Genomic DNA, 24468 nt, shown 5'->3' on the forward strand with positions numbered 1-24468 from the left:
GTCCTAAAGCGAAAGGGCCGAACGCCCGCACGACCGAGCCTCCGGGCACCCCGGGAATCTGAGGAGAATTCATGTCCACCATCGCCCTGACCGCTGAGAACTTCGAAACGACCGTCGCCGAGAACGGCATCGTCCTCGTCGACTTCTGGGCCGCCTGGTGCGGCCCCTGCCGGCAGTTCGCCCCCGTCTTCGAAGAAGCCTCCGAGAAGAACCCCGACATTGTCTTCGGCAAGATCGACACCGACGCCGAGCAGGACCTCGCGCACGCCGCGCAGATCTCCTCGATCCCGACCCTCATGGCCTTCCGCGACGGCATCGCCATCTTCCGCCAGTCCGGCGCCCTGCCCGGCTCGGCGCTCGACGACCTCATCTCCCAGATCCGCGGCCTCGACATGGACGAGGTGCGCAAGCAGATCGCCGAATCCGAGAAGTGACGCGCACACGCCAGAACTGACGATCGTCCTCGGCCCTGGCAATCGGGCCGAGGACGAAACCGTCCGTCAAAGAGTCACGGGCTCAAGCCCACGCCGATCCCGAAGCCGACGAGCGGACGGGACTCAGACGCCGAATTCGCGCGCGACGACCTCGGCGACCTGGATCGCGTTGAGGGCCGCCCCCTTGCGCAGATTGTCAGCCGACACCACGAGCACCAGCCCGCGGCCGTCATCGACCGCCTGATCCTGGCGGATCCGGCCGACGAGGACCTCATCGCGGCCCGCCGCCTCGAGCGGCGTCGGCACCTCGACGACCCGCACGCCCGGAGCATCGGCGAGGATTTCGCACGCCCTCTCGGGAGTGATCGCATCGGAGAACTCGGCGTGGATCGTGAGGGTGTGCCCGGTGAAGACGGGGACGCGCACGCAGGTGCCCGACACCTTCAGATCCGGGATGTGGAGGATGCGGCGCGACTCGTTGCGGAGCTTCTGCTCCTCGTCGGTCTCCTCCGTTCCGTCGTCGACGATCGAACCGGCGAGCGCGACCACGTCGAAGGCGATCGGCGCGACGTACACCTCGGGATCCGGCAGCGCGACTGCGCGACCGTCGAGCGCGAGGGCGGCGAGATCCTGCTCCGCACCCGACTTCGTCTGGCGGATGAGCTCCTGAACGCCCTTGAGCCCCGAACCGGAGACGGCCTGGTAGCTCGACACGAAGAGGCGCTTGAGGCCTCCCGCTTCGTCGACGAGCGGACGCAGCACCGGCATCGCCGCCATCGTCGTGCAGTTCGGGTTCGCGATGATGCCCTTCGGGCGCTCGACGGCGTCCTCGGGATTCACCTCGGAGACGACGAGCGGAACCTCCGGGTCCTTGCGCCATGCGGAGGAATTATCGACGACGACCGCTCCGGCTGCGACGAACTTGGGCGCGTACTCGCGCGAGGCGCCCGCCCCTGCGGAGAACACGGCGATGTCGATCCCCGCGAAGTCGGCGGTGGCGACGTCCTCGACCGTGATCTCCTCGCCCTTCCATTCGAGCGTCGTCCCGGCCGAACGCGCGGAGGAGAAGAAGCGGATCGACTTCACCGGGAAGCCGCGCTCCTCGAGTAGCGTGCGCATGACGCGGCCGACCTGTCCGGTGGCGCCGACGACTGCGACATTGAGTCCGGTCATGATGTTCTCCTTTTCGTTGTGCCCTCTCCGCCGAAATCATCACTTCTCTTCGTCGAAATCATCACTTCTCTTCGTCGAAAGCATTACTTCTCGGCCTCGAGAGCATTACCCGTGCGCAGAGTCACGAAGGTCATGATCTCGGCGGGCGAAAGTGATGATCTCGATGGATGAAGGTGATGATCTCGGCGGGCGAAAGTGATGATCTCGGCGGAGGGGAGGGGTCAGCGGCCGGTGCCGCCGTAGACGACGGCCTCCGTCTCGGTCGCGTCGAGGCCGAAGGCCGAGTGCACGGCCTTCACCGCCCGGTCGAGATCATCGAGCCTCGTCACGACCGAGATGCGGATCTCCGAAGTCGAGATCAGATCGATGTTGATCCCCGCCTCAGACAGGGCGGCGAAGAGCTTCGCGGACACGCCCGGATTCGTCCGCATGCCCGCGCCTACCAGGGAGAGCTTGCCGATATTCGGGTTGTACCGCAGTTCGTCGAAGCCGATCTCATCGCGCGCGGCCTCGAGGGCCTCGAGCGTGCGCTGGGCGTCGCCCTCGGGGAGCGTGAAGGAGATGTTCGCAAGGGTCGGGTCGGAAACCGGAACGTTCTGAACGATCATGTCGATGTTCGCGCCGACCTGCGCGCAGATCGAGAACACCCGGGCGGCGACACCGGGATTGTTCGGCAGGTTCGTGACCGTGATCTTGTCCTGGGAGCGGTCGTGCGCGATTCCCGAGATCAGGGGCTTCTCCATGGTGAGGTCCTTCGGATCGACGAGGGCGGCCGAGGGCACGAGGCCCTCGAGTTCGGGGTTGGCGGGGGAATCGGAGATCCACGTCCCGTTCTTCTCCGAGAAGGAGGAGCGGACGTGGAGGGGAACGCCGTAACGACGGGCGAACTCCACCGCGCGCAGGTGCAGGATCTTCGCGCCGTGGGCCGCGAGCTCGAGGGTCTCCTCCTGAGTGAGGGTGCGCAGACGATGAGCCTTCGGGACGATCCTCGGATCGGCCGAGAAGAGCCCGTCGACGTCGGTGTAGATCTCGCAGACGTCCGCGCCGAGGGCGGCGGCGAGGGCGACCGCGGTCGTATCCGAACCACCACGGCCGAGGGTCGTGACGTCATCATCCTCGGACACCCCCTGGAAGCCGGCGACGATCGCGACCTGGCCCTCCTTGACCGCGCGGGCGACGCGCTCGGGGACCATGCCGACGATCTGCGCGCGACCGTGGTGGGAGTCCGTGCGGATGCCGGCCTGCGCGCCCGTGTAGGCCTGGGCCTGGACGCCGAGTTCGTTGACGGCCATGGCGAGCAGGGCCATCGAGATCCGCTCCCCCGCGGAGAGCAGGATGTCCATCTCCCGCTCGGGGGCCTTCGCGGTGAGTTGTGCGGCCGTATCGAGGAGGTCGTCGGTCGTGTCGCCCATCGCGGATACGACGACGACGACCTGATGACCGGCGTCGTGCGTGTCGGCGACGCGGCGTGCCACTCGTTTCATCGCCTCGACATCGGCGACCGACGAGCCCCCGTACTTCTGCACGATCAGTGCCACGGATCCCCATTTCCTCCGGGCGCCCGCGGCGGCGGGCGCAATTCACCTCATCCTATGGCCGGCATCCGACGGCGTAGCGCCCGACCGTCATTCGGGCATTCGCACCGCCGCCCCTCCGCCGAGCCTCGGGGAGCGGCCCCGGCGGCGCTTCGGGACCGGCCCCGTCAGCGGCTCCGGGCGCCGCCCGGAACGGCCGGAAGACGACGAGCGCATCCCGGAACACCAGGATCGAGTCCTCGCTCCGGGATGCGCTCGAGACGCGCGATGGGGCTCAGCGCCTCCTCATGCGCTCCGCAGTCGGGGTGAGTTCCTCATGCGCTGCGGCGGGGTCCTCGGCCCGGAGCCGGTTGATGTACCGCTGGTAGATGATGTACGCGCCCCCGATGAAGATGACGACGCCGCCGATGTTGTAGACGAGCGTGAGCCACACCTCCTGCCCGTAGGGCAGCGTGCCGGTGATGAAGACGAAGGAGAAGACGAGGATCATGAAGGCCGCCATCCCCATTCCGAAACGACGCGATCCGATCTTGAAGCCGCGCGGCACGTCGTCGTAGTTCTTCCTGAAGAAGAAGTAGGAGAGGTAGATGAACAGCGGCGGGATGAGGGCCGTCGCCGCCGTCATATTGATGACGATCTGGAGAAGACCGTCGATGGAATCCGAGCCGAGGGCGGGAATGATGAGGATCGGGACGACGATGAGGAACTGGACCCATGCGGCGCGCCACGGAATGCCCCGGTCGTTGAGCTCGACGAGCTTGTCGCCGAAGATGCCGCCGGGAATCTCGGAGAAGAAGATCTTCACGGGAGTCGCGGTCCACATGAGGAGGGATCCGAGGGTCGCGGTGAGCATGACGAGGCCGACGACCCTGTTGATGAGCCCGCTCTCGAGGCCGAAGTAGGCCCCGAGGCCGCCCATCGTCTGGAAGATGCCCTCGGAGTACGACAGCTCCCCGGCCTTGACGAAGACGGTCATGAGAAGGGAGGCGACGGCGTAGAGCATGCCGATCATGAGGCCCGCGAAGATGATCGTCCTGATGAAGGACCGGACCCCGCCCTTGAGGTCGTTGATGTAGACGCCGACGGACTCGGCGCCTCCCACGCCCTGGATGATCCATGCGAGAGTGCCGAAGAAGGCCCACATGGAGGCGAAGGACGCGGTGTCGGGCTTCATCGCGGACAGCGTGATCGGCGTCGCGGGCTCGAGCCCTCCGGCCAGCGCCGCCGCGGTGAGGACGACGAAGGCGAGGGCCATGGCCATCATCAAGGTCGCCCCGATGTTGGTGACCTTCCCGATCCAGGCCGCGCCCTTGGTCGACACCCAGGTGGCGAGGGCGAATATGGCGATCGAGATCACCGTGATGGCCGTCTGCGACAGGACCTTCTCCTGCCCCCAGATCATGTACGAGGCGTAGACGAGGACGATCGGCAGGAGGGAGGCGAAGTAGAAGAGGTTGACGAACCAGTAGGAGAAGGCGCCGAGGAAGGCCCAGCGCCCTCCCAGGGAGGTCTTGACCCACCGGTAGTCGCCGGATTCCGAGTCCTTGTTGAGGGCGACGAGCTCGGCGATGATGAGCGTGTAGGGCAGGAAGTAGAGGAGCGTTGCGAAGAAGAAGGCCGGGGCCGATGCCAGGCCGATGGACACCGAGTTGTTGATGACGTTGCGGAAGTTGAACACCGCCGCAACGGTCATCGTGAGGAGCGCGTAGGTGCCGACGCGCGCACGAGCGGAAGAGGTCATCTTCGATCCTTCGGGTATTCGAGTGGCTTACTTGTTGGCGAATGAACGTCCTTCGACGGTGACGTTGAGGAGGACTCCGCTGAATCCCGCTGCGGGCCGGATTCTCGATGCCTCGTTGATCGCGAAGCAGATGAGCTGTCCGGGCTGGATCGTCGTCGAGGCGACGCCCTCCTCATCCTCGGATCCGAGTTTGACCTCCTCCCTGTCGTCGAGGTCGGAGTACGGTCTGTGCGTGCGCCCCGCTTCGGCGTGATCGATCTGCGCCGACCCCTCCTTGCAGAACAGGACGCGCGCATAGCGACGACGCTTGATGGCGTGCGCATCGGCGTCGTCTGCCGTGAGGAGGCGCCAGGTCAGGGTGTCGCCGACCGAGTAGGCCACACCGGCGGGGAGGGAGTCCGCGAGGGCGATCGCCTGGAAGACGCGGTCCCATTTCGTGTCGCCCGCTAGTTCCCGTTCGGCGGCTTCGAGAGTGTCGAAGAGTCTCATTCGGCGGCCTCCTCGGCGGTCTGGAAGATGATTCTGTGCTCGAAGGCCCGCCAGCGGACCCTGTAGGAGTCGAGGACCTCCGATCCCCAGGAATTGGAGCCGAGGCCGAGGAGTTCGAAGTCGATGTTGAGTTCGCACGACTCCTCGGCTTCGAGTTCGTCGAGGTGGCGCGCACGGTCGAGTTGAGCGTCCGAATAGGGCAGCGCTCTGAAGCAGAAGGCGTCCGGATCCGCGAGGACGCGAAGGCCCGTGCCCGTCTCGTCGGTCAGGCTGAGGGATCGGACCTCCGTCCGGTTGCCCATGTCCTGGGGCCTCACGTAGGGGGTCGTCATCTGCGGGACCGTCGTCGAATAGGAGCCGTGCAGGTTCGCCCGGCACGAGTCGGGGTAGTTCTCCTCGGGCCCGCGGCCGATGTAGGACACGGCGGAGAAGCGGGAGGGGAGGGACATGCGCAGCCCGATCCTCGGGATGATGTCCGAGTAGTCGCCGTAGGGGTCGCCCGAGACCGTCAGGGCGAGTCCGCCTCCCGGCTCGATCCGCCAGAGGTAGCGGCACCGCATGCCGATGTCGAGTCCGGGCGGGGCGATCGTCGTTCTCACGTCGATTTCGACGCATTCGCCCTCGTGCCTCCACTGCGCCGAACGGACGGACTCCTGGAGGAGATGAAGGAGGCGCGGCTTCCACAGCGCGTCGAACTCCTGGGCGTGATTGTCGATGAGCGCGTGCCAGAAGGCGAGGCGGGGCCCTGAATCGAGGATTTCGCGCCCCCCTCTGCTGAGTGAGCGCAGGGAGCCGTCGATGAGATCGAAGATCGCGTGCTGCCGACCGGTGATGACGTGCAGCTCATCGCCCTCGACGTGCGTCTCGATCCCCTGAGGGGCCGAAGGGCGCTCGTCCGCGCGATCCGCCCGCCACGCCTCGATGAGGAAGTCGGCCTGTCCGAGGAGATGACCCGCCTCAGTGCTCGGAGTCGGGACGGTCGAACGCGCTCGCACCGCCAGACGCAGTTCATGGGTGCCGAGGTGCTCGTCGAGGCTCGACTCCGCCCGGCCCCTGGCGTCCTCGATGAGGCCTGCGACGCTGAGGCGATGGGAGTCCCCGGGGCCGAGGGCGGGGCAGGCGATCACTTCCGTCCGCGCGCTCCTGCCGTCGACCATGCACTCGAGTTCGAGCTCGACGTCTTCAAGGGCTTCGAACCATCGTCTCGAGGTGATGATGAGATCGTCGGAGTCGAGGGTGAACCCCAGGGGGGCGATGACGGAGGCGTACTCGCGCAGTCCGGGACTCGGCTCCCTCCAGGGGAAGACGAGGCCGTCGATGCAGAAGTTCCCGTTGTTCGGCTCGTCTGCGAAGTCGCCGCCGTATCGGTAGGAGGCTCCGCCCTCATCGTTGACGACCCGGATGCCGTGATCGATCCATTCCCAGATGAAGTGGCCCTGGATGTGCTCGTGGGAATCGATGACCTTCTGGTACTCGGACAGTCCACCCGGCCCGTTGCCCATCGCGTGCCCGTACTCGCAGAGGATCCTGGGCTTGGGATGGGGGTACTCGCCGAAGTCGTGCATCTGGGAGACCCTCGAGTACATCGTCGAAATGACGTCGACGACCTCGGCGTTGCGGTCCTCCTCGTAGTGGACGGGGCGCGTCGGGTCGAGTTCTTTGCAGCGTTCGTACATCGCGCGGATGTTGCAGCCGAATCCCGATTCGTTGCCGAGGGACCACATCACGATCGACGCGTGGTTGCGCTGAGCGAGGACGTGCCTCTCGATGCGATCGACGTAGGCCCGGCCCCACTGAGGATCGTCCGTCAGCTGTTCGATCTTGCCGACGTTGACGAAGCCGTGGCTCTCGAGGTCGGTTTCGGCCAGGACCATGAGGCCGAGGTAGTCGCACATCGCGTAGAAACGCGGATCATTCGGATAGTGCGAGGTCCTGACGGCGTTGATGTGATGGGCCTTCATCATCCGCAGATCACGGTCGATGGTCCGGACATCGACCGCACGACCGCGTTCAGGATCGTGATCGTGCCGATTGACCCCGTGCATCTTGAAGTAGCGCCCGTTGAGCAGGAGGCGCCCGTTCTCGATCCGGACGTCCCTGAAGCCGAGGGGATGGGCGATGACTTCGCTCGCCTCTTCGATGCCGGAGTCGGCCGGGTGCAGGGCGAGTATCAGGGCGTAGACGCTCGGGCGCTCCGGATTCCACCACCGGATCCCCTCGATCCGGGCCGTGAAGGAGGCGCTCCCCTCTTGCGTCACTTCCACCGTCTTGTCGAAGACGCTCCGTCCTCCCGACTCGATGTCGAGGATGGCGCAGGACAGGCGCATGTCGCCATGAGAGGGTGCGAGGGTGCAGGTCAGTGAGAGTTCCGCAGCCGAGTGTTCGTCGCTCATGGCGGTCGTGACGAAGAAGTCCTCGATCCTTCGACGAGGGCGTTCGAGCAGGCTGACTTCACGGAAGATGCCGGAGGCCCACCACATGTCCTGGTCCTCGATGTACGTGCCGTCGCTGAACTGGCACACGAGGACGCTCAGCAGGTTGTCCCCCGCGGTCAGGGCGTCGGAGGCATCGAATTCGGCGGTGAGGCGCGACCCTTTGGAGAATCCGAGCTTGCGGCCGTTGACGAAGACTTCGAAATACGATTCGACGCCCTCGAAACGGAGGATGTAGTGCGCGTCGGGATCGATCGCCTCAAGGGTGATGCGGCGCTGGTACAGGCCCGTCGGGTTCTTCGAGGGGACGTAGGGCGGGTCGACCGGGAAGGGGTAGGCCTCGTCCGTGTACTGAAGGGCTCCGTACCCGTCCATTTGCCACAGATGGGGGATCTCGACCTGATCGAGGGAGGGGTCGAAGGCCGTGAGGAGGGTTTCGGGGACTCGTTTCGGCGAGTCGAAGAGGGCGAATCCCCATGTTCCCGACAGGTTCCGATATCCGCGGCTCCGCTCTCGATCGATGCCGAGCACGCGGCGCTCCGCCGCGGATCTCGCTTCGTCCAAGGTGGCATAGGGGACGAAGTGGGCATGGGCGGGAAGCCGCCCAGCGGACGGGGTCCTGTGATCTTCCCAGGGGTTGTGTCGCCTCATCGCATTCCTGTCGTCGATCGACATCGAATAGAGAAACCGGTCTCTATAGCCAGATAAACAGATGATCGATCAATAGAAACCGGTTGTCAACCTCTTCGCGCGGGACTCGCCCTCGCCACAGGTCTGCAACAATGAGCCCCAAGGGAGGGAACTTCGAAGAAGCCGAGGAGGACGACCTGAGCAGGCGAGCAACGATCCGCGATGTCGCGGAGGCGGCCGGAGTCTCGAAGGCGACGGTCTCCCGCGTCCTCGCGGGCAACTACCCCGTTTCACGTGAAACGGCCGATCGCGTCCGAGCGGCCGTCGATCTCCTCTCGTACTCGGCGAAGGCCTCAGCGCGTTCACTCGCGACCGGTCGAGCGGACGCCTTCGCCGTCGTCGTCTCCGAACCCCTGGCGACCTTCTTCGCAGATCCGACCTTCGCGCGGATCCTCCAAGGCATCACCGACACCCTCGGGTCGACCGAGATCGCACCGATACTGCTGCCGACCGCGACCCCGGAGGAACAGGCGAAGGCGCTGCGCCTCATCACGAGCAGAACGGTCGATGCGGTGATCCACCTGTCGCCGTGGACCGATCAGGGCCTCCTCGTCAGCCTCCTCCACGAGCAGATCCCCGTCATCATCTGCGGACAGGACGCGCGATTCGAATCCGCGGGAAGATTCTCCTTCGTCTACTCGGACGACCGGGTCGGAGGGCGCACGGCCGCCGAGCATCTCAAGAGCAAGGGGCGCAAGAAGCCGCTCGCAGTCCTCGGCACGCCCAGTCAGCAAGCCGCCCAAGACCGCTACATCGGCTACACGGAGGTCTTCCCCGATCTCGATCACGCCCGCACGCGTTGGGGAGGCTGGGGCGTCGCCGACGGGCGCGCCGCGATGACGGACCTCCTGAGCCGGCACCTCGAATTCGACGCGGTTCTGGCAGGCTCGGACCGGATCGCACGGGGAGTGATCGAAGTGCTCCACGAGGCGGGACTCGACGTGCCGCGAGAAGTCGCCGTCATCGGGTACGACGACGACCCCTCCGCCATCAACGCCGCACCGACGATCACGACCATCGCCCAGCCCATGCACGAGCAGGGGGCCGTCGCATGCGCGATCGCGCTCGAGATGATCGAGGGCGGAGCGAGCCGGACGGAGATCCTCCCCACCCTCCTTCGCGAACGGCAATCGGCCTGAACCTCCGATTGAAGGGCGCGGAGCATCCTCATACGCTCCGCCCCGCCCGTCCCGACCAGCACCCGAAGGGCTCGGACTCCAGCCTCCGGTCGGGCGAGCAGCAAGACTCAGGCGGGCGGCCTCCGCTCGGACTCCAGCCTCCGGTCAGGCCAGCAGCGTCCGATCGGACAGCCCCGCCCCGCCCTCGCCGCGCAGCTTGTCGAACTCCTCGAGCAGCGACTCGACGGTGGCGTTCTTCTTCGCCTCACCGGACAGCTCGAAGATGATCCGGCCCTCGTGCATCATGATGAGCCTGTTGCCCATCGACAGGGCCTGCTCCATGTTGTGCGTGACCATGAGGGTCGTCAGGCGCTGTCGCTCGACGGCCGAGCGCGTCAACTCGGTGATGAGCGCGGCGCGCGCAGGATCGAGGGCGGCGGTGTGCTCGTCCAGGAGCAGCACCTTCGGGCCCGAGAAGGTCGCCATCGTGAGCGAGAGAGCCTGGCGCTGACCGCCCGACAGCAGGCCCACCTTCGCGGTGAGCCGATCCTCGAGGCCCTGCTCGAGCGGCGCGAGGACTTCGCGGAACATCTGGCGCCTCTTCGCCGTCAACGCGGCGCCCAAGGTGCGCCGCTTGCCCCGCGACCAGGCGAGGGCCAGGTTCTCCTCGATCGACAGGTGCGGAGCGGTGCCCGCCATCGGGTCCTGGAAGACGCGCGCCACATACCGGGAGACCGCGTAGTCGGGCAGCTTCGTCACGTCCTTGCCGTCGATCGTCACGCGCCCGATGTCGGCCTGATAGCGCCCCGACACGATGTTGAGCAGGGTCGACTTGCCCGCGCCGTTCGACCCGATGATCGTGACGAAGTCGCCGGCCTCCAGGGTGAGGGAAACGTCGCGCAATGCGGTGCGCTCGTTGACGGTTCCGCGGAAGAAGGTCTTGGTAACGGCCTCGATCTCGAGCATCACAGGACCACCTTTTCGTTGTCGCGCTCTTCGGGGGTGTGCGTGATGTCCGGCTCGTGCACCAGGGTCTTGGCGCGACGGCGCTCCCTGATCCTCGAGAAGACGCCAACGCGGGGGATCATGAGGGCGAGGAAGACGATGATCGCCGAGATGAGCTTCATGTCATTGGCCTCAAGGAACTCCACGCCCAGGGCGAGCTGGATGATGACGCGGTAGGCGATCGACCCGATGACGACGAAGAGGGAGGTCACCCACACTCCGCGCGAGCCGATGAGGGCGGTCCCGATGATGACCGAGGCGAGGCCGGCGACGATGAGGCCGATGCCCATCGAGATGTCGGCGTAGCCCTGGTACTGGGCGATGAAGGCGCCCGAGGCGGCGACGAGGCCGTTCGACAGGGCCAGGCCGACGATCTTCATCGTGCCCGTGGGGACGCCCTGAGCGCGCGCCATGCCCTCATTGTCGCCGGTGGCCCGCATGCCCAGACCGATCTGCGTGGACAAGAACCAGTTGAAAGCAGTGGTGACCAGGGCGATGAAGAGGGCGAAGAGGCCGATTGAGACCCAGGTGCCCACGAGGCCCGCATCGCGCAGCGGCGTGAGGACCGTGTCGACGCCGCGCAGGAGCGGCACGTTCGCCTTGCCGAGGATCCGCAGGTTGATCGAGTAGAGGCCGATCTGCGTGAGGATGCCGGCGAGCAGCGGGTGGATCCCGGCGTTCACGTGCAGGACGCCCGTGATCGCCCCGGCCGCGCAGCCCGCGAGGAAGCCGCAGATCGTGGCGAGCCAGGGGTTCTGGCCCGCGGTGATCATGACGGCGGCGACTGCGGCTCCCGTCGTGAAGGACGAGTCGACCGTCAGGTCGGCGATGTCGAGGACGCGGAACGTGAGGTACACGCCGAGCGCCATGAGGCCGTAGATGAGGCCAAGGTCGAGGGCTGTGAGCACTGGTCTTCCTTCGTTGCGGATGCGCGGCCCGGGTCAGCGGGCCCTTGCGCGGAGCGTCCGCCCTCGCGGGTGACGAGGGCGGGGCGCCGGTTCTGAACGCGCCGGGATCACTCGACGGCGACGGCCTTGTCGGCCAGGGCAGTCGGCATCTCCAGGCCGATCGCCTTCAGGGTCGTGGTGTTGACGGTGAGCTGGTACTCGCTCTGGGACTCGACGGGGAGCGAGGCCGGGTCGGCGCCCTCGGTGAGGATCTTGATCGCCATTTCGCCGGTCTGGCGCCCGAGCTCGAAGTAGTCGATGCCGTAGGTCGCCAGGCCGCCGTTGGCGACCGAGTCGCCCTCGCCGGCGATGAGGGGGATCTTCGCGTCCTCAGCGGACTGGACGACCGAGGCGAAGGCGGACACGACCGTGTTGTCGGTCGGCACGTAGATCGCATCGACCTTGGAGGCGAGGTCCTGGGCGGCCTGCTGGACTTCGGAGGAGTTCGTCACCGTGGTCTCAACGACCTCGAGGCCCTCCTTGCCGGCGGCCTCCTTGGCGAGTTCGACCTGGACCTCGGAGTTCACCTCGCCGGAGGAGTAGATGATGCCGACGGTCTTGGCCCCGGGGGCGAACTGCTTGACCAGGGAGATCTGGTCGGCGACGGGGTTCATGTCGGTGGTGCCCGTGACGTTCGAGCCAGGCTTGTCGAGGGAGTCGACGAGCTGGGCGGACACCGGGTCGGTGACGGCGGTGAAGAGGATCGGCGTGCCGGTGATCGCCTGGGCGGCGGCCTGGGCCGAGGGCGTCGCGATCGCCAGGACGAGGTCGAGGTCGGCTCCGGCGAACTTCGAGGCGATGGAGGTGGCGGTCGCCTGATCGCCCTGGGCGTTCTGCTCGTCGAACTTCACCTCGAGGCCCGCATCCTCGAAGGCCTTCTTGAAGCCCTCGCGGGCGGCGTCGAGGGAGGGGTGGGTCGTGATCTGGGTGATGCCGATGCTGAAGCCCTCGCCCCCGGCGGGGGCGCCGGAGGCGGCCGAGTCCGAAACGGAGGCCGAGCAGGCCCCGAGGAGCAGGGCGGCCGCGCTTGCGGTCGCGGCGAGGAAGAAGGAGCGCTTCATGGATGGCCTCCGGCGTTTTCGTGGGTCTTGCGCCGACGGTGAGTCGGCGTCACTTCCTCGACGCTAGCCAGAGTGACGAATACTGAGAAGGAAGTGTTCGCTTCGTGAACACCGAGGGTCCGTATTCGTCCCACAATGCGGGACCGCCCCCGCCCTCGGAACCGGAAGAACGGGCCCTACACCTCGACCAAACGCGGGAACACCGCCGTGAAACTCGTCCCGCCATCCCCGGTCTCCATCTCGACCCGCCCGTTCAGGGCATCGGTGATCGAAGAGACGATCGACAGCCCCAGCCCCGACGAGCCCCCTCCGCCGGGCGAGGCCGCCCTCGTCCGTGACGAATCGCCGCGAACGAAACGATCGAACACCGTTGCGCGCAGCTCTTCGGGGATGCCCGGACCTGAATCGGCGACCCGCAGGAACACCGAACCCGCGGGCCCGCTCCCCTTGCGCCAACTCCGGTTCCCCTTCCGATCGACCTGCACATCGTCCTCGTCCACCGGCATCCGGCCGACGGAGATGACGACGCGCGTGCCCGCGGGCGTATGCACCCGCGCATTGCTCACGAGATTCGCGAAGACCTGGCGGAGCGCAGCCTCATCCCCAGCCAGCTCACAGCCGAGAAGATCCTCGCCATCGCCCGCCTCGGGCAACTCGAGCGCCCACACGTGGTCGGGACCGGCGGCGTGCGCATCCGAAACCGTGTCGATCGCGAGCGGCACGAGGTCGACCGGCGACGATCCGAGCTCGCGCCCCGCATCCAGACGGGCCAGGAGCAGCAGATCCTCCACAAGACCCGACATGCGCGACGACTCCGAAGCGATCCTCGACAGGGCGAGGCCGGACTCGATCGAATCCCGCTGGAGCAGCTGCGTGTACCCCTGGATCGAGGCGAGCGGAGTCCTCAACTCGTGCGAGGCGTCCGCGACGAACTGACGGAGCTTCGACTCGGACACCGCCCGCGCCGTCAGTGCCGACTCGACGTTGTCGATCATCGTGTTGAGCGCCTGCCCGACATCACCCACCTCAGTGCCCGCGCGCGCGTCCTCGGCGCCCACCCTGCTGAGCGGCTCGATCTCTCCCGCTCCGAGGTCGGAATCGGCGATGCCCCGAGCCGTCGCCGCCACCCTCGCAAGGGGGGCCATCTCCCTCGAGATCCACCTGCGACCCGCGAAGACGGCGCCGAGGGCGACGACCGCTCCGAGGCCGAGGCCCAATCCCGTCGAGACGACGGTCGTGCGATCGATCTGCCCGGTCGACTGCCCGACCACGATCCGCGTCCCGTCAGCCGACTCCTTCGCACGCACCCAGTACCTGCCCAGGCCGTCCAGATCCACGCTCATTCCCCGATGATCGGCGCGCACCGACCTGAGAATCTGAAGGTTCTTCTCAGACAGGCTGGTGATCGCGAAATCCTTGACGATCCCCGAAAACACCAGGCCGTCGCGCTCCACGACCTGCAGCTCGCCCTCGGCGGAACCCGGCCCGCCCAACCCCGGGGGAGCGCCGTCCCGAAAACGCCCCTCCGGATCCTTGAGCGGCGCGTCCGTCCTCTCCGCCGGGAGGGACAGGGCGTCGGCGGCCCCGTCCGCGTGCTCCACGCGGACCAGGGTCTCCTCCAGACTCCGATCCATCTGGTGGAACATCCAGGAGCGCATCGCCATCGCCGAGGAGGCGACGACGAGAACCACCGCCGCGAAGACGACGAGGGCGAGGACGACGGTCAGCCGGGTCGCCATGGATCGGGCCCTCTTCTCGGGCCTCGCCCGCCTCGGGGAGCGCGACGCCTCTTCGGGCTCCGGCGCACGGGCCCTCAGGAGGCTCACCTCGCGTCCTCACCCGGACGCAGCATGTAACCGGCGCCGCGGACGGTGTGGATCATCGGCGTCCGCCCGGCTTCGATCTTCTTGCGCAGGTAGGAGATGTAGAGCTCCACGACATTCGCCTGACCGCCGAAGTCGTAGGACCAGACGCGATCGAGGATCTGCGACTTCGAGAGCACGACGTTCGGGTTCTCCATGAGGTACCTCAGCAGCTCGAACTCCGTGTTCGTGAGGGCGATCGGCTCACCCGCCCGCTCCACATCATGCGAGTCCTCGTCAAGTGAGAGGTCCCCGACCCTCAGGACGTGCGACGCCGAGAGGGTCGACATCCCCGCACGGCGCAAGAGCGCGTCGATCCTGGCCGCCACCTCGTCCAGGTCGAAAGGCTTCGTCACGTAGTCATCGGCGCCGGCGCGCAGTCCGGCGACGCGATCCGCGAGGGCGTCGCGCGCGGTGAGGAAGAGGACCGGCAGCCGCGGCCGCTTCTTCCGCAGGCGGTCCAGGGTCTCCATGCCGTCCAGTCCCGGCATCTGGATGTCGAGGACGACGAGGTCGGGATCGTACTCCTCAACGAGATCCAGAGCCTCCCAACCGTTCGAGGCGGTGCGGGTCTGCCAGCCCTGATGGCGCAGCGCCGCGCCGAGCAGTTCGGCGAGGACCGCCTCGTCATCCACGACGAGAATCCGAACGGGGGTGGCGTCCGAGCGGACGAAAGAAGAATCCAGAGCGGGGGCCATTCCTCGAATCTTCCATCAGATCGCTGTCGCGCGCGTGAGGCGAAGCTGTGAATCCGCTAGGAGGACATTCCCGCGTCCTCCCGATCGCTTCGACTACGCTGGCTTCCAGGACGGGCGTCATTCCCTTCTCGCGCTCATGCGCAACCCGATTCACCCGGCTCGCCCAGGAAGAGGACAGCATGTCGAATCCCCCTTACCCGACCAACCCCTACGGCCAGCCCGAGGAGCCTTCAGCGGAGAACGCGCAGGCCCAGCAGGCCTACGGACAGCCCTACGCCCAGGATCCCTACGCCCAGCAGCAGGCCTACGGACAGCAGCCGGGTTACGACCAGGCCGCATACGCCCAGCAGGCCTACGGGCAGCCCGCCTACGCCGCGCCCATGGGCTACGCGCCCAAGTCGAAGATCGTCGCGGGCCTGCTCGGAATCCTCCTCGGGTCCATCGGCATCCACAATTTCTACCTCGGGAAGACGACCCGCGCCGTCGTCCAGATCATCGTCACCATCGTGACCTTCGGACTCGGCGGACTCTGGGGCTTCATCGAAGGCATCCTCATCCTTGTCTCCAGGCCCGGCACCCCGTGGCACCAGGACGCGCAAGGAATCGAGCTCACCGACTGACCCGCTTCCCCGAGTAAGACCTTCCGCCCTCGTCCCCCACCGGACGAGGGCGGAGTCACGCGAGAAGCCTCACCGCACAAGGAGGGTCGATGCCCGGCCTGGGAACCATCGTCAACGTCGTCGCGATCATCGCCGGAGGCCTCGGCGGGCTCGTCTTCGGGCGCTACCTCCCGGAACGCCTGAAGGAGACACTGCTCGGCGCGTCCGGGCTCATCGTGATCTTCCTCGGCCTCGCCGGATCGCTCTCCCGGCTCCTCGCCCTCGGCGCCGACGGCGCGAGCGGGACGCGCGGGACGACGATGATGCTCGCCTCCCTTGCGCTCGGCGCCCTCATCGGAGGCGTCATCGACATCGACCGCCGCTTCTGCGACTTCGGCGAATGGCTGAAGACGAAGACGGGCAACGCCCGCGACCCGCGATTCGTCGAGGGCTTCGTCACGGCCTCCCTCACCGTATGCGTCGGGGCGATGGCGGTCGTCGGCGCGATCGAGGACGTCCTCCTCCTCAACCCGTCGATCCTCTATTCGAAAGCGGTGCTCGACCTCATCATCGTCATGATGATGGCGACGGCCTTCGGGCGCGGGGCGCTCTTCTCCGCCCTAGCCGTCGGGCTCTTCCAGGGCGCGATCTCCGTCTTCGCCGCGCTGCTGCGGCCGATTCTCACCGCTCCTGCGCTCGACAACCTCTCCCTCGTCGGGAACGTCCTCATCTGCGGCGTCGGGATCAATCTCCTCTTCGGACCGAAGGTGAAGGTCGCGAATCTCCTGCCCGCACTGGTCATCGCCGTCGCGTGGGCCTTCGTCTAGCGCTCCCCCGCTGTGCTCAGGCAGCACCGCTCCCCCGGAGCGCTCAGGCCATCGAGCGGCGACCCTCCAGGGCCCTGCCCAGGGTGATCGAGTCGGCGTACTCGAGGTCGCCGCCCATCGGCAGGCCCATCGCGAGCCGCGAGGTCGTAATGCCGATCGTCCCCAGAGTGCGCGCGAGGTACGCGGCAGTCGCCTCGCCCTCGACATTCGGGTTCGTCGCCACGATGACCTCCTGGATCCGGTCGTCCTGGAGGCGCGACAGGAGCTGGCGGATGCGCAGCTGGTCGGGCCCGACACCGTGAATCGGATCGATGACGCCGCCGAGCACGTGGTAGCGTCCCGCGAACACGCGCGATCCCTCGATCGCCTGGATGTCCTTGGGCTCTTGCACGACGCAGATGACACTCGGATCCCGACGTTCATCCCGGCAGATCACGCAGCTCTCCTCCTCGGTGAGGTTCCCGCAGATCGCGCAGTGCCTCACGCGTTTGCGCACCGCCTTGATCGCCTCGACGAGTCGCTCGACGTCCTCCGGTTCGGAATCGAGCACGTGCATCGCCATGCGCTGCGCCGACTTCGGGCCGATCCCCGGCAGACGGCCGAATTCATCGATGAGGTCTTGAAGCGCACCTTCGTACACGGTCAGCGGGCTCCTTCGTCATAGATCTCGTCGACCACCTTGCCGCCGAGCACTTCGAGGATCGCGGGCAGGCCGAATCGGGTCGTGGTTTCGATGTTCTCGTCATCGATCGAAGCGGTGTCGTCGATCGCGGGAGCCTCAGCGCCAGGCGATGCGGATGCGGAATCCGACGAGGGCGCAGAGCCCGTGGAATCGTCCTCGAAGGAGACGGAGGGGCCCCCGGGGATCGGCGCCGCGTTCCATCCGGCGAGGCTCACCGATGCGGGCTCGGGCCATGCGACCTGATCGGCGTCAACGGACCGGTAAGCCTGCGGCTGCGACGAGGGCGATCCGGATGAGTCCGAGGCCCGCTTCGATGCGGGGGGCTCGAGCGCCTCGCCCTCGGAGATGCCGGGCCCTTCGGGATGGGGTTCGGGAGCCGCGCCGTCTTCGTCCTCATCGTAGGTGAAGACGCTGAGCGCCGGCCGTGCGGGGATCCGATCGCTTCGAGGATCGGCCGCGGCTGCACGGGACTCGACCGGGACGGCGACGGGAGCGACCTCGGGCCAGGCGGACGATTCCGCCGCTACGGCATCCGGACGGACTGACGCCCCAGGCCCCGGTTCCTTCTCCGTTCCGGTCTCCGTTCCGGGCCAAGGCTGATCGGCGCGAATCGCTTCACGCGGATCCGCGTCGGCCGCGTCGGCCGCGCGCACGGCGGGAGTCGCGGGCTCCGGCCAGGACGGGGCCTGCGCGGACTCGGTCCGATCGCCCTCGCCCCGGTCCCGGTCACTCCAGTCGTGCTCGCCCCGGTCCCGGTCAAAAGGGCGCGGCTCCTCGGGCGCCCCCGCATTCGCCTCCCGAGCCGCCAGGGCCGAAGGCGTCGTGACGGCCGGGCCGCCGATCGACTGGCCGATGCCGGTGCGCACCTGCACCCTGACCCCGGTGATGTCGTACACGGCCTCGGAAACCTTGAGGGCCTTGTCATTGCGCTCCATGTTCCGCGCGAGGCCCTCATTCGGGAAAACGAGGACGAGGACATCCCCGTCGATCGCGCCGAGCTGGGCGTGGTCCCTCACGAGGCTCCACGTCGCCCGGCTCGCGGAGGCCAGCCGATCGAGGATCTCCTGCCAGCGGCCCCGGATGAGATCGGCGTCCTTCCCCGACGCATGCGCACGCGGTTCAGGGCTCGCTTCGGTCGGCCGATCCGGATGCGCCGCTGAGGCATCCGTCGCCTGAGGGGACGCGTGCGGGGGCTGAGAGGGCTCGGAGGGCTCGTGCACCGGAGCGGCGGGCTGTTCCGCCATTGGCTGCGGAGTGAGCGGCTCCGGTGCCCGCGCGGAAGGAGGATCGGCGGGCGAGGGAGCGCCTGCGACGGACAGCACGACATCCGGCCATCCGGAATCCGCGGCAGGCGGTCGTGCCCCAGAAGAAGACGTCTGAGGTTCCGGCCCCTCCGCCGGCCGGGAGGGCCATGCATTCGCCTGGGCCGCCGACGCCCCCTGGGCGGGAGCGGCCCCCTGTGAAGTCTCAGGCGCGGAGGAGCGCAGCGGATCCGCCTGCGAAGCGCGCGAACGCTGAAGCTGCTCCCGGGCCTCCTTCGGGCCGAAGGACCCCGAAGGCGCGACCTCGCGGGGAGCTCCCCCGCCTGCCGGGCCGACGGTTCCGGGAAGGGGCGCCTCATCCACGGCCCGGGCTGCCGGAGCGTGCGAGGGGACGAGGATGCGTCCGATGAGGAGTTCGAGCTGCAGGCGCGGCGAGGTCGCCCCGGCCATCTGGCGCAGCGCCTCATCGGCGAGATCGGCGGCCCGCGACAGGGCCCGCGGCCCCCAATTCGCGGCTTGGGTCCTCATGCGATCGAACTGGTCGGAGGGCACGCCGACGAGGACATCGGCCGCGCCATCGCCCGCGACGGCGATGATGAGCAGATCCCGGAGGCGCTGAAGAAGATCCTCGACGAAGCGGCGCGGGTCGTGGCCGGAATCGACCGTGCGCTCAACGACCCGGTACACCGCGGCGCCGTCCCCGCCGGCAAGGGCGTCGATCGTCTCATCGAGCAGATGCGCATCCGTATAGCCGAGCAGGGAGACCGCGGTCTCGTAGGTGACTTCGCCCTCGATCGACCCGGCGATCAGCTGGTCGAGCACCGAGAGCGTGTCGCGCACCGAGCCTCCGCCGGAGCGCATCACTATGTCGAAGACGCCCGGATCGATGCGCACGCCCTCCTCCCCGGCGAGGGACGCGAGGTACGGGCCGAGAACGTCCGGGGGAACCAGGCGGAACGGGTAGTGATGCGTACGGGATCGGATCGTCCCGATCACGCGGTCCGGTTCGGTGGTCGCGAAGACGAACTTCACATGCTCGGGAGGCTCCTCCACGAGTTTGAGCAGGGCGTTGAATCCTTCGCGGGTCACCATGTGCGCCTCATCGATGATGAAGACCTTGTAACGGTCGCGCACCGGCGCGAAGGTCGCGCGTTCACGCAACTCGCGGGCATCATCGACGCCGCCGTGGCTGGCCGCGTCGATCTCGACGACATCGAGGGAGCCCGGCCCGCCCGTGGCGAGTTCGCGGCATGAATCACAGGTCCCGCAGGGGGTGTCCGTCGGCCCCTGCTCGCAGTTCAGGCAGCGCGCCAGGATCCTGGCCGAGGTCGTCTTCCCGCACCCGCGCGGACCCGAGAAGAGATAGGCGTGCGTCACCCTGTTCGCGCGCAATGCGGCGCGCAGCGGCCCGGTCACATGGTCCTGACCGATCACGGCGGCGAAGGTGTCGGGTCGATAGCGGCGATACAGAGCAGTTGTCACGGTCCCACCCTACGTGCCCGAGCGGGCATTTGCGTCCGCCCTCCCCCTCGGATGAGCATCAGCGCCCCTCCTCTCAGGATTGCCCGCCCTGCGCAGGAACGCAGCATACGACGAGCTCTTCGAAGCGATGAAGAGACGAGACTGAGGCATATGGAATCGTTGTTAAGAAACGCGCAGTGAAAAAGGTGATTCCTCTCGAACCTGACGTCCGATCAGCTTTCGGTGCGACAGAGCAATGGATCTGTTCGCTTCAGCGCACTTCTAGCTCGCACTAGAGGCTATCAACACCAACAAAATAAGTTGCTCGACACTCCGGAAACGAGTTACATGGGAGGCGAAGACATCGTTTGCCGATTTATATATGGTTGTTACGCAAGGATTGGAAGCGATTGAGTCTGGCCTTGTTGAGGCCCATGGCGACACCGCTCAAATCATCAACCAGCAGAAAGCAATATCCGATCGGACTCCAACATCCCTAGCACAGCAATATTGCCCATATCTCGTCGGACTGATAGGATGCGGTTATGGCGCATTGTGGCGTCATGCTCCAATTCTTGCTGACACCAACCCGCGATTGCACTGCTGATCGATTTAGGGGAGAGTGCATTCTGGATTTGGGCTTCCGCTCAGCGCCAAGGAGGGATCGCTGTGAAAAGCGATAAGCATATCGCCTGGGAAATCACTGGAAGCGCGATATTAATTATTGGAATAATTGCACTTATATACCTGTTTGAAATGCCAGGGTATATCCTCATAGTCGGACTCATGGTGATCGCCGGACAATGGACCGGTCTCCTGCTTTCACGCCGAAGTAGATTCAAAGATGATGAATAGAATGCCACCTCGAGCCTGATCCATTAGATCATTCATCAGCAGAATGGTTTCAGAGAGCCCTTACCCGGCATTTCGACATCAATCATCATGGCATCCGTATCGAAGTGTTCGCCAGCATTTAGAAGACAGATCGCTTGTGAACCGCTTGCCGCACAAGCTGTAATCAATATGTCATTGCAGACGGAGAGATTCTCTGCCGACTGATTGATGCGGAATTCATCATCGCCAAGAAGCAGCACTTTCATTGATTCGCTCATTGAAACTCATGGCAACAGAATTCAAGCCTTGCTGATCATGGGCGGTCGATGAGGTCGCAATATGAAGGCGAACAATCCACAACAGACCCGAAGCTCTGCATGCGAGGACGCGGTTCTGATGCTTGACAGAAAGGCTAAGAATCGATACCCCTACCCTCTGAAGTTCCCCTGCTTGATACATGTCGACACCTTTGTCGAAACATTATTCGTCACCACACTTAAATCAGTTGTTCATCGCATTCGCTTACGAGGAACGCATTCGGATCTTCATAGACCCTTTTCGGGACACAACCTTGGGAAAATGCAGCAAAAGCAGCGAGGTTCACAGTCAAGGAATCATACGCGCCTAAACTGCACGAGTAAGACAGGGTGAGAGGAATCCAGACCGGTGAATGCATGAGGATGCAGAGCATTTAAGATCGCGGACAGCAGGGCAAATGAGAGAAAGGCTCCGATCAACAAATGCTTCATAGCAGCTCCTCACTCTGCAGCGCACCCCTGCACCCGATCCCCTCCCCTTAAGGAAGGGTCAAGGAGGGCTATATCGGAATGACACACACAGACATCACCCACAAAGTGGGTTGAGGATGTTTCCAGAACCTGGAGCGTCCTGATTCCCAGGCTCGCATTTCAATTACCCTGTCCGATGAATGGACAAGCATCCTCGTCGCAAGGAGCGCATTCACCTTCTGCTCGGGCATTCTGCTCCGCCCTCGTCACCCATCGACGAGGGCGGAGCAGACAAGCTCGACGAAGGAATCACCAGGACTGCGGGACCGGAGCGCCCTCGCGGTAGCCGGACGCCGACTGGAGGCCGACGATCGCCCGCTCGCGGAACTCGGCGATCGTCCTCGCACCCGCGTAGGTGAAGGAGGAGCGCACGCCCGAGACGATCTGATCGATGAGGTCCTCGACGCCCGGGCGCTCCGGATCGATGAACATGCGCGCCACCGAGATCCCCTCTTCGAACAGGGCCTTGCGGGCCCGGTCGAAGTCGGATTCGCCCTCGGTGCGCCGCCTCACCGCGCGCTTGGAGGCCATGCCGAAGGATTCCTTGTAGGCGCGGCCGTGCGCGTCGTAGCGCAGATCGCCGGGGGACTCGTAGGTCCCGGCGAACCAGGAGCCGATCATGACGTTCGAGGCTCCCGCGGCCAGCGCCAGGGCGACATCGCGCGGGTGGCGCACTCCGCCGTCCGCCCACACGTGCGCGCCGAGCCTGGCGGCCTCGGCGGAGCACTCGAGGACCGCCGAGAACTGAGGACGGCCGACGCCGGTCTGCATGCGGGTCGTGCACATCGCGCCCGGACCGACGCCGACCTTGACGATCGAGGCGCCCGCCTCCACGAGGTCCGCCACGCCCGGAGCGGCGACGACATTGCCCGCGACGATCGGGAAGCCCTCGGGCAGGGCGTCACGGACCGCGCGGACCGCGTCGAGCATCCTGTCCTGGTGGCCGTGAGCCGTATCGACCACGATGACGTCGACGCCGGCGGCGACGAGGCGGGCCGCGCGCCCGGCCGGGTCGCCGTTCATGCCGATCGCCGCGCCGATCCTCAGGCTGCCCGAAGCGTCGACCGCAGGCCGGTAGATCGTCGAACGGACCGCGGACTTGCGGGTGAGGAGGCCGACGAGCCCGCCCTCGGCATCGACGACGGGCGCGAGCTCACGATGCTCGGCCTTGAGGGTGTCGAAGGCCTCGCGGGGATCGGTGCCCTCGGCGATGGTGAGGAGCTTCGTCGACATCACCTCGCGGACCTGCGTGAAACGGTCGACATCGGTGACATCGGATTCATCGACGAGGCCGACGGGGACGTTCGTCTCCGGGTCGACCACGACCGCGGCTCCATGGGATCGCTTCGGCAGAAGGCCGAGAGCGTAACCGCAGGTGTGATGCGGTTTGACGGTGACCGGGGTGTCGTAGACGAGGTGACGCGACTTCACTTCGGCGACGGTCGCGAGGACCACGTCCTCGGGGATGTCCTGCGGGATGATGACGAGTCCGCCGCGTCGGGCGACGGTCTCAGCCATGCGCTTGCCGGCGATCGCCGTCATGTTCGCGACGACCAGGGGGATCGTCGTCCCCGAAGCGTCATCGGTCGACAGGTCGACCGCGTTGCGGGAGCCGACGCCGGAGCGCGAGGGCACCATGAAGACGTCGTCGTAGGTCAGATCGAAATTGGGCTCGAGGCCGTTGAGGAATTTCACTGAACAATCCTAGCCCTCCCGTCCGCCGAAAGCACGGCCTCCGCCCCGCCGAGGGCTCCTCTTGTGCGATGCGCGCACCGCCGAACGCGTCGGCACTGCGGAGCCCACACGGTCGCCGGACGCCGAGTAATGCTCTCGATGCGCAGAAGTGATGACCTCGACGCACAGAAGTGATGACCTCGGTGAAGAAAAGTGATGACCTCGGCGGGGGTGGGGGCGGAGAGGTCAGTCTTCGGAGCGCCCCTCGCGCCAGTAGCCCATGAAGGCGACGCTCCTCCGGTCGATGCCCCGGTCGGCGACGAGGTGGCGGCGCATCGCCTTGACCGAGGAGGCCTCAGCGGCGAGCCAGGCGTACAGACTCGTCGATTTGAGGGCCGCTCCGCCCTTCGCAGTGCGCGGGACCTCCCAGAGGATCTCGGAATCAATATCGATCTCTTCGACTTCACCGGGGATGCCGACGGGCAGGAGCTCGGCGGCGGCGCACTCGACGCCGGCGACGAGCCCCTCGCCTCTGGGCGCCGAGCCGCGCGCGAGTGCGCGGACCTCGATGCCGGGATGGCCGGGCAGATAGTCGAGATCGCCCTCGGTCGGCATCTCGACGACGGCGATCCCCCTCGCCTCGGCGGGGAGCTCCTCGAGGATCCGCGCGATCGCGGGCGCGGCGGTCTCATCGCCGCCGAGGAGGTAAGCATCGGTCCGGGCCGGCGGGACGAAGTCGACGCCGCCCGGCTCGCCCTCGAAGAAGGCGTTCGGCCCGAGGAGAACGGCCTCATCCCCGACGCGCGCGGATTCGCACCACGCGGAGGCCGGACCGAGCGGCCCGTGACGGATCATGTCGACGACGACGCGCCTGGCACCCGCGGGGCCGGTCACCGCCCGCGTCGTGTAGGTCCGCATGGCGCCTCGCCGGCGCTCCGGGAGCGCCCGGTACTCGCGGTACCAGTCGGGCCCGCTCGGGAGATGCTCGTAGCCGCCCTCGGCGGCCGGGAGTAGGAGTTTGATCCGCTGGTCACGGCCAGGATCAGCGAAGGCGTCGAGATCGCCGCCCGCGAAGACCATCCGTCGGATCGAAGGGGTGAGGTCGACGATGCCGACGACGCGGACGCGGAAGAAGCGGAAGGGCTCGTGCCCCATG

Annotated in this window: 20 protein-coding genes; 5 read left to right on the forward strand and 15 right to left on the reverse strand. The window is 66.5% G+C overall.

Features of this window, described 5'->3' with window-relative positions; all coding sequences use genetic code 11:
• Positions 1 to 71 precede the first annotated feature (71 nt).
• Positions 72 to 434 (forward strand): thioredoxin, encoded by a 363-nt coding sequence (trxA, locus tag HD592_RS11245; RefSeq protein ID WP_154475862.1) that lies wholly within the window; start codon positions 72 to 74, stop codon positions 432 to 434.
• Positions 435 to 557: 123 nt separating this feature from the next.
• Here the strand turns inward: trxA and HD592_RS11250 are convergent, their stop codons facing one another.
• From HD592_RS11250 to HD592_RS11270, 5 genes are all read right to left on the reverse strand, one after another.
• A complete protein-coding gene (locus tag HD592_RS11250; protein WP_184454178.1) occupies positions 558 to 1607 on the reverse strand; it encodes an aspartate-semialdehyde dehydrogenase in 1050 nt (349 codons plus the stop codon).
• A gap of 221 nt (positions 1608 to 1828) precedes the next feature.
• A complete protein-coding gene (locus tag HD592_RS11255; RefSeq protein ID WP_184454180.1) occupies positions 1829 to 3145 on the reverse strand; it encodes an aspartate kinase in 1317 nt (438 codons plus the stop codon).
• Between the two features lie 271 nt (positions 3146 to 3416).
• Positions 3417 to 4883, reverse strand: coding sequence for an amino acid permease (locus HD592_RS11260; protein WP_184454182.1), 1467 nt, complete (start codon positions 4881 to 4883; stop codon positions 3417 to 3419).
• A gap of 27 nt (positions 4884 to 4910) precedes the next feature.
• Positions 4911 to 5372 carry a NanQ anomerase/TabA/YiaL family protein gene (locus HD592_RS11265; RefSeq protein WP_184454184.1) on the reverse strand — a complete coding sequence of 154 codons (462 nt, stop codon included), beginning with the start codon at positions 5370 to 5372 and terminating at the stop codon, positions 4911 to 4913.
• Positions 5369 to 8368 (reverse strand): glycoside hydrolase family 2 TIM barrel-domain containing protein, encoded by a 3000-nt coding sequence (locus HD592_RS11270; protein WP_246430025.1) that lies wholly within the window; start codon positions 8366 to 8368, stop codon positions 5369 to 5371. The genes HD592_RS11265 and HD592_RS11270 overlap by 4 nt, the downstream gene beginning before the upstream one ends.
• Positions 8369 to 8586: 218 nt before the next feature.
• Here HD592_RS11270 and HD592_RS11275 point away from each other — a divergent pair, with 218 nt between their 5' ends.
• Positions 8587 to 9633 carry a LacI family DNA-binding transcriptional regulator gene (locus HD592_RS11275; RefSeq protein ID WP_184454188.1) on the forward strand — a complete coding sequence of 349 codons (1047 nt, stop codon included), beginning with the start codon at positions 8587 to 8589 and terminating at the stop codon, positions 9631 to 9633.
• A 144-nt stretch (positions 9634 to 9777) separates the two neighbouring features.
• Here HD592_RS11275 and HD592_RS11280 read toward each other — a convergent pair whose 3' ends face one another.
• The 5 genes from HD592_RS11280 to HD592_RS11300 all read right to left on the reverse strand — a co-directional run bounded on the left by HD592_RS11280 (position 9778) and on the right by HD592_RS11300 (position 15185).
• A complete protein-coding gene (locus HD592_RS11280; protein ID WP_184454190.1) occupies positions 9778 to 10578 on the reverse strand; it encodes an ABC transporter ATP-binding protein in 801 nt (266 codons plus the stop codon).
• Positions 10578 to 11525: an ABC transporter permease gene (locus HD592_RS11285; protein WP_184454192.1), complete on the reverse strand. Its 948-nt coding sequence runs from the start codon at positions 11523 to 11525 to the stop codon at positions 10578 to 10580. The genes HD592_RS11280 and HD592_RS11285 overlap by 1 nt, the downstream gene beginning before the upstream one ends.
• Before the next feature lie 107 nt (positions 11526 to 11632).
• Positions 11633 to 12625: an ABC transporter substrate-binding protein gene (locus HD592_RS11290; protein WP_184454194.1), complete on the reverse strand. Its 993-nt coding sequence runs from the start codon at positions 12623 to 12625 to the stop codon at positions 11633 to 11635.
• A 176-nt stretch (positions 12626 to 12801) separates the two neighbouring features.
• Complete coding sequence (locus HD592_RS11295) at positions 12802 to 14451, reverse strand: sensor histidine kinase (protein ID WP_343058808.1); 1650 nt, start codon at positions 14449 to 14451, stop codon at positions 12802 to 12804.
• Complete coding sequence (locus HD592_RS11300) at positions 14448 to 15185, reverse strand: response regulator transcription factor (RefSeq protein WP_184454196.1); 738 nt, start codon at positions 15183 to 15185, stop codon at positions 14448 to 14450. The genes HD592_RS11295 and HD592_RS11300 overlap by 4 nt, the downstream gene beginning before the upstream one ends.
• Before the next feature lie 179 nt (positions 15186 to 15364).
• On the opposite strand from HD592_RS11300, the gene HD592_RS11305 reads away from it, so the two are divergent.
• Both HD592_RS11305 and HD592_RS11310 read left to right on the forward strand, forming a co-directional pair.
• The gene (locus HD592_RS11305) at positions 15365 to 15805 is read left to right on the forward strand and encodes a TM2 domain-containing protein (protein ID WP_184454198.1); all 441 of its coding nucleotides are present in this window, start codon (positions 15365 to 15367) and stop codon (positions 15803 to 15805) included.
• 89 nt (positions 15806 to 15894) lie between these two features.
• A complete protein-coding gene (locus HD592_RS11310; RefSeq protein WP_184454200.1) occupies positions 15895 to 16611 on the forward strand; it encodes a DUF554 domain-containing protein in 717 nt (238 codons plus the stop codon).
• Positions 16612 to 16654: 43 nt separating this feature from the next.
• Here HD592_RS11310 and recR read toward each other — a convergent pair whose 3' ends face one another.
• A complete protein-coding gene (gene recR, locus HD592_RS11315; RefSeq protein WP_184454202.1) occupies positions 16655 to 17251 on the reverse strand; it encodes a recombination mediator RecR in 597 nt (198 codons plus the stop codon).
• 2 nt (positions 17252 to 17253) lie between these two features.
• The gene (locus tag HD592_RS11320) at positions 17254 to 20037 is read right to left on the reverse strand and encodes a DNA polymerase III subunit gamma and tau (RefSeq protein WP_184454204.1); all 2784 of its coding nucleotides are present in this window, start codon (positions 20035 to 20037) and stop codon (positions 17254 to 17256) included.
• Positions 20038 to 20685: 648 nt separating this feature from the next.
• Here HD592_RS11320 and HD592_RS11325 point away from each other — a divergent pair.
• A complete protein-coding gene (locus tag HD592_RS11325) occupies positions 20686 to 20871 on the forward strand; it encodes a hypothetical protein (protein ID WP_184454206.1) in 186 nt (61 codons plus the stop codon).
• 35 nt (positions 20872 to 20906) lie between these two features.
• Here the strand turns inward: HD592_RS11325 and HD592_RS11330 are convergent, their stop codons facing one another.
• From HD592_RS11330 to HD592_RS11340, 3 genes are all read right to left on the reverse strand, one after another.
• Positions 20907 to 21128 carry a hypothetical protein gene (locus tag HD592_RS11330; RefSeq protein WP_184454208.1) on the reverse strand — a complete coding sequence of 74 codons (222 nt, stop codon included), beginning with the start codon at positions 21126 to 21128 and terminating at the stop codon, positions 20907 to 20909.
• A gap of 759 nt (positions 21129 to 21887) precedes the next feature.
• The gene (locus tag HD592_RS11335; protein WP_184454210.1) at positions 21888 to 23333 is read right to left on the reverse strand and encodes a GuaB1 family IMP dehydrogenase-related protein; all 1446 of its coding nucleotides are present in this window, start codon (positions 23331 to 23333) and stop codon (positions 21888 to 21890) included.
• Between the two features lie 225 nt (positions 23334 to 23558).
• Positions 23559 to 24467: a siderophore-interacting protein gene (locus tag HD592_RS11340; protein ID WP_184454212.1), complete on the reverse strand. Its 909-nt coding sequence runs from the start codon at positions 24465 to 24467 to the stop codon at positions 23559 to 23561.
• Position 24468 lies beyond the last annotated feature (1 nt).

Origin of the sequence: Schaalia hyovaginalis (genome assembly GCF_014208035.1) — a bacterium.
Taxonomy (GTDB): Bacteria; Actinomycetota; Actinomycetes; order Actinomycetales; family Actinomycetaceae; genus Pauljensenia; species Pauljensenia hyovaginalis.

Excerpts from the sequence above, each read along its gene's own strand:
- HD592_RS11275 (WP_184454188.1), top strand. The coding sequence starts at position 8,587 with ATGAGCCCCAAGGGAGGGAACTTCGAAGAAGCCGAGGAGGACGACCTG.
- HD592_RS11330 (WP_184454208.1), bottom strand. The coding sequence starts at position 21,128 with ATGAGCGAATCAATGAAAGTGCTGCTTCTTGGCGATGATGAATTCCGC.
- HD592_RS11265 (WP_184454184.1), bottom strand. The coding sequence starts at position 5,372 with ATGAGACTCTTCGACACTCTCGAAGCCGCCGAACGGGAACTAGCGGGC.
- HD592_RS11290 (WP_184454194.1), bottom strand. The coding sequence starts at position 12,625 with ATGAAGCGCTCCTTCTTCCTCGCCGCGACCGCAAGCGCGGCCGCCCTG.
- HD592_RS11340 (WP_184454212.1), bottom strand. The coding sequence starts at position 24,467 with ATGGGGCACGAGCCCTTCCGCTTCTTCCGCGTCCGCGTCGTCGGCATC.
- HD592_RS11305 (WP_184454198.1), top strand. The coding sequence starts at position 15,365 with ATGTCGAATCCCCCTTACCCGACCAACCCCTACGGCCAGCCCGAGGAG.
- HD592_RS11260 (WP_184454182.1), bottom strand. The coding sequence starts at position 4,883 with ATGACCTCTTCCGCTCGTGCGCGCGTCGGCACCTACGCGCTCCTCACG.
- HD592_RS11280 (WP_184454190.1), bottom strand. The coding sequence starts at position 10,578 with ATGCTCGAGATCGAGGCCGTTACCAAGACCTTCTTCCGCGGAACCGTC.
- HD592_RS11310 (WP_184454200.1), top strand. The coding sequence starts at position 15,895 with ATGCCCGGCCTGGGAACCATCGTCAACGTCGTCGCGATCATCGCCGGA.
- HD592_RS11250 (WP_184454178.1), bottom strand. The coding sequence starts at position 1,607 with ATGACCGGACTCAATGTCGCAGTCGTCGGCGCCACCGGACAGGTCGGC.
- HD592_RS11300 (WP_184454196.1), bottom strand. The coding sequence starts at position 15,185 with ATGGCCCCCGCTCTGGATTCTTCTTTCGTCCGCTCGGACGCCACCCCC.
- trxA (WP_154475862.1), top strand. The coding sequence starts at position 72 with ATGTCCACCATCGCCCTGACCGCTGAGAACTTCGAAACGACCGTCGCC.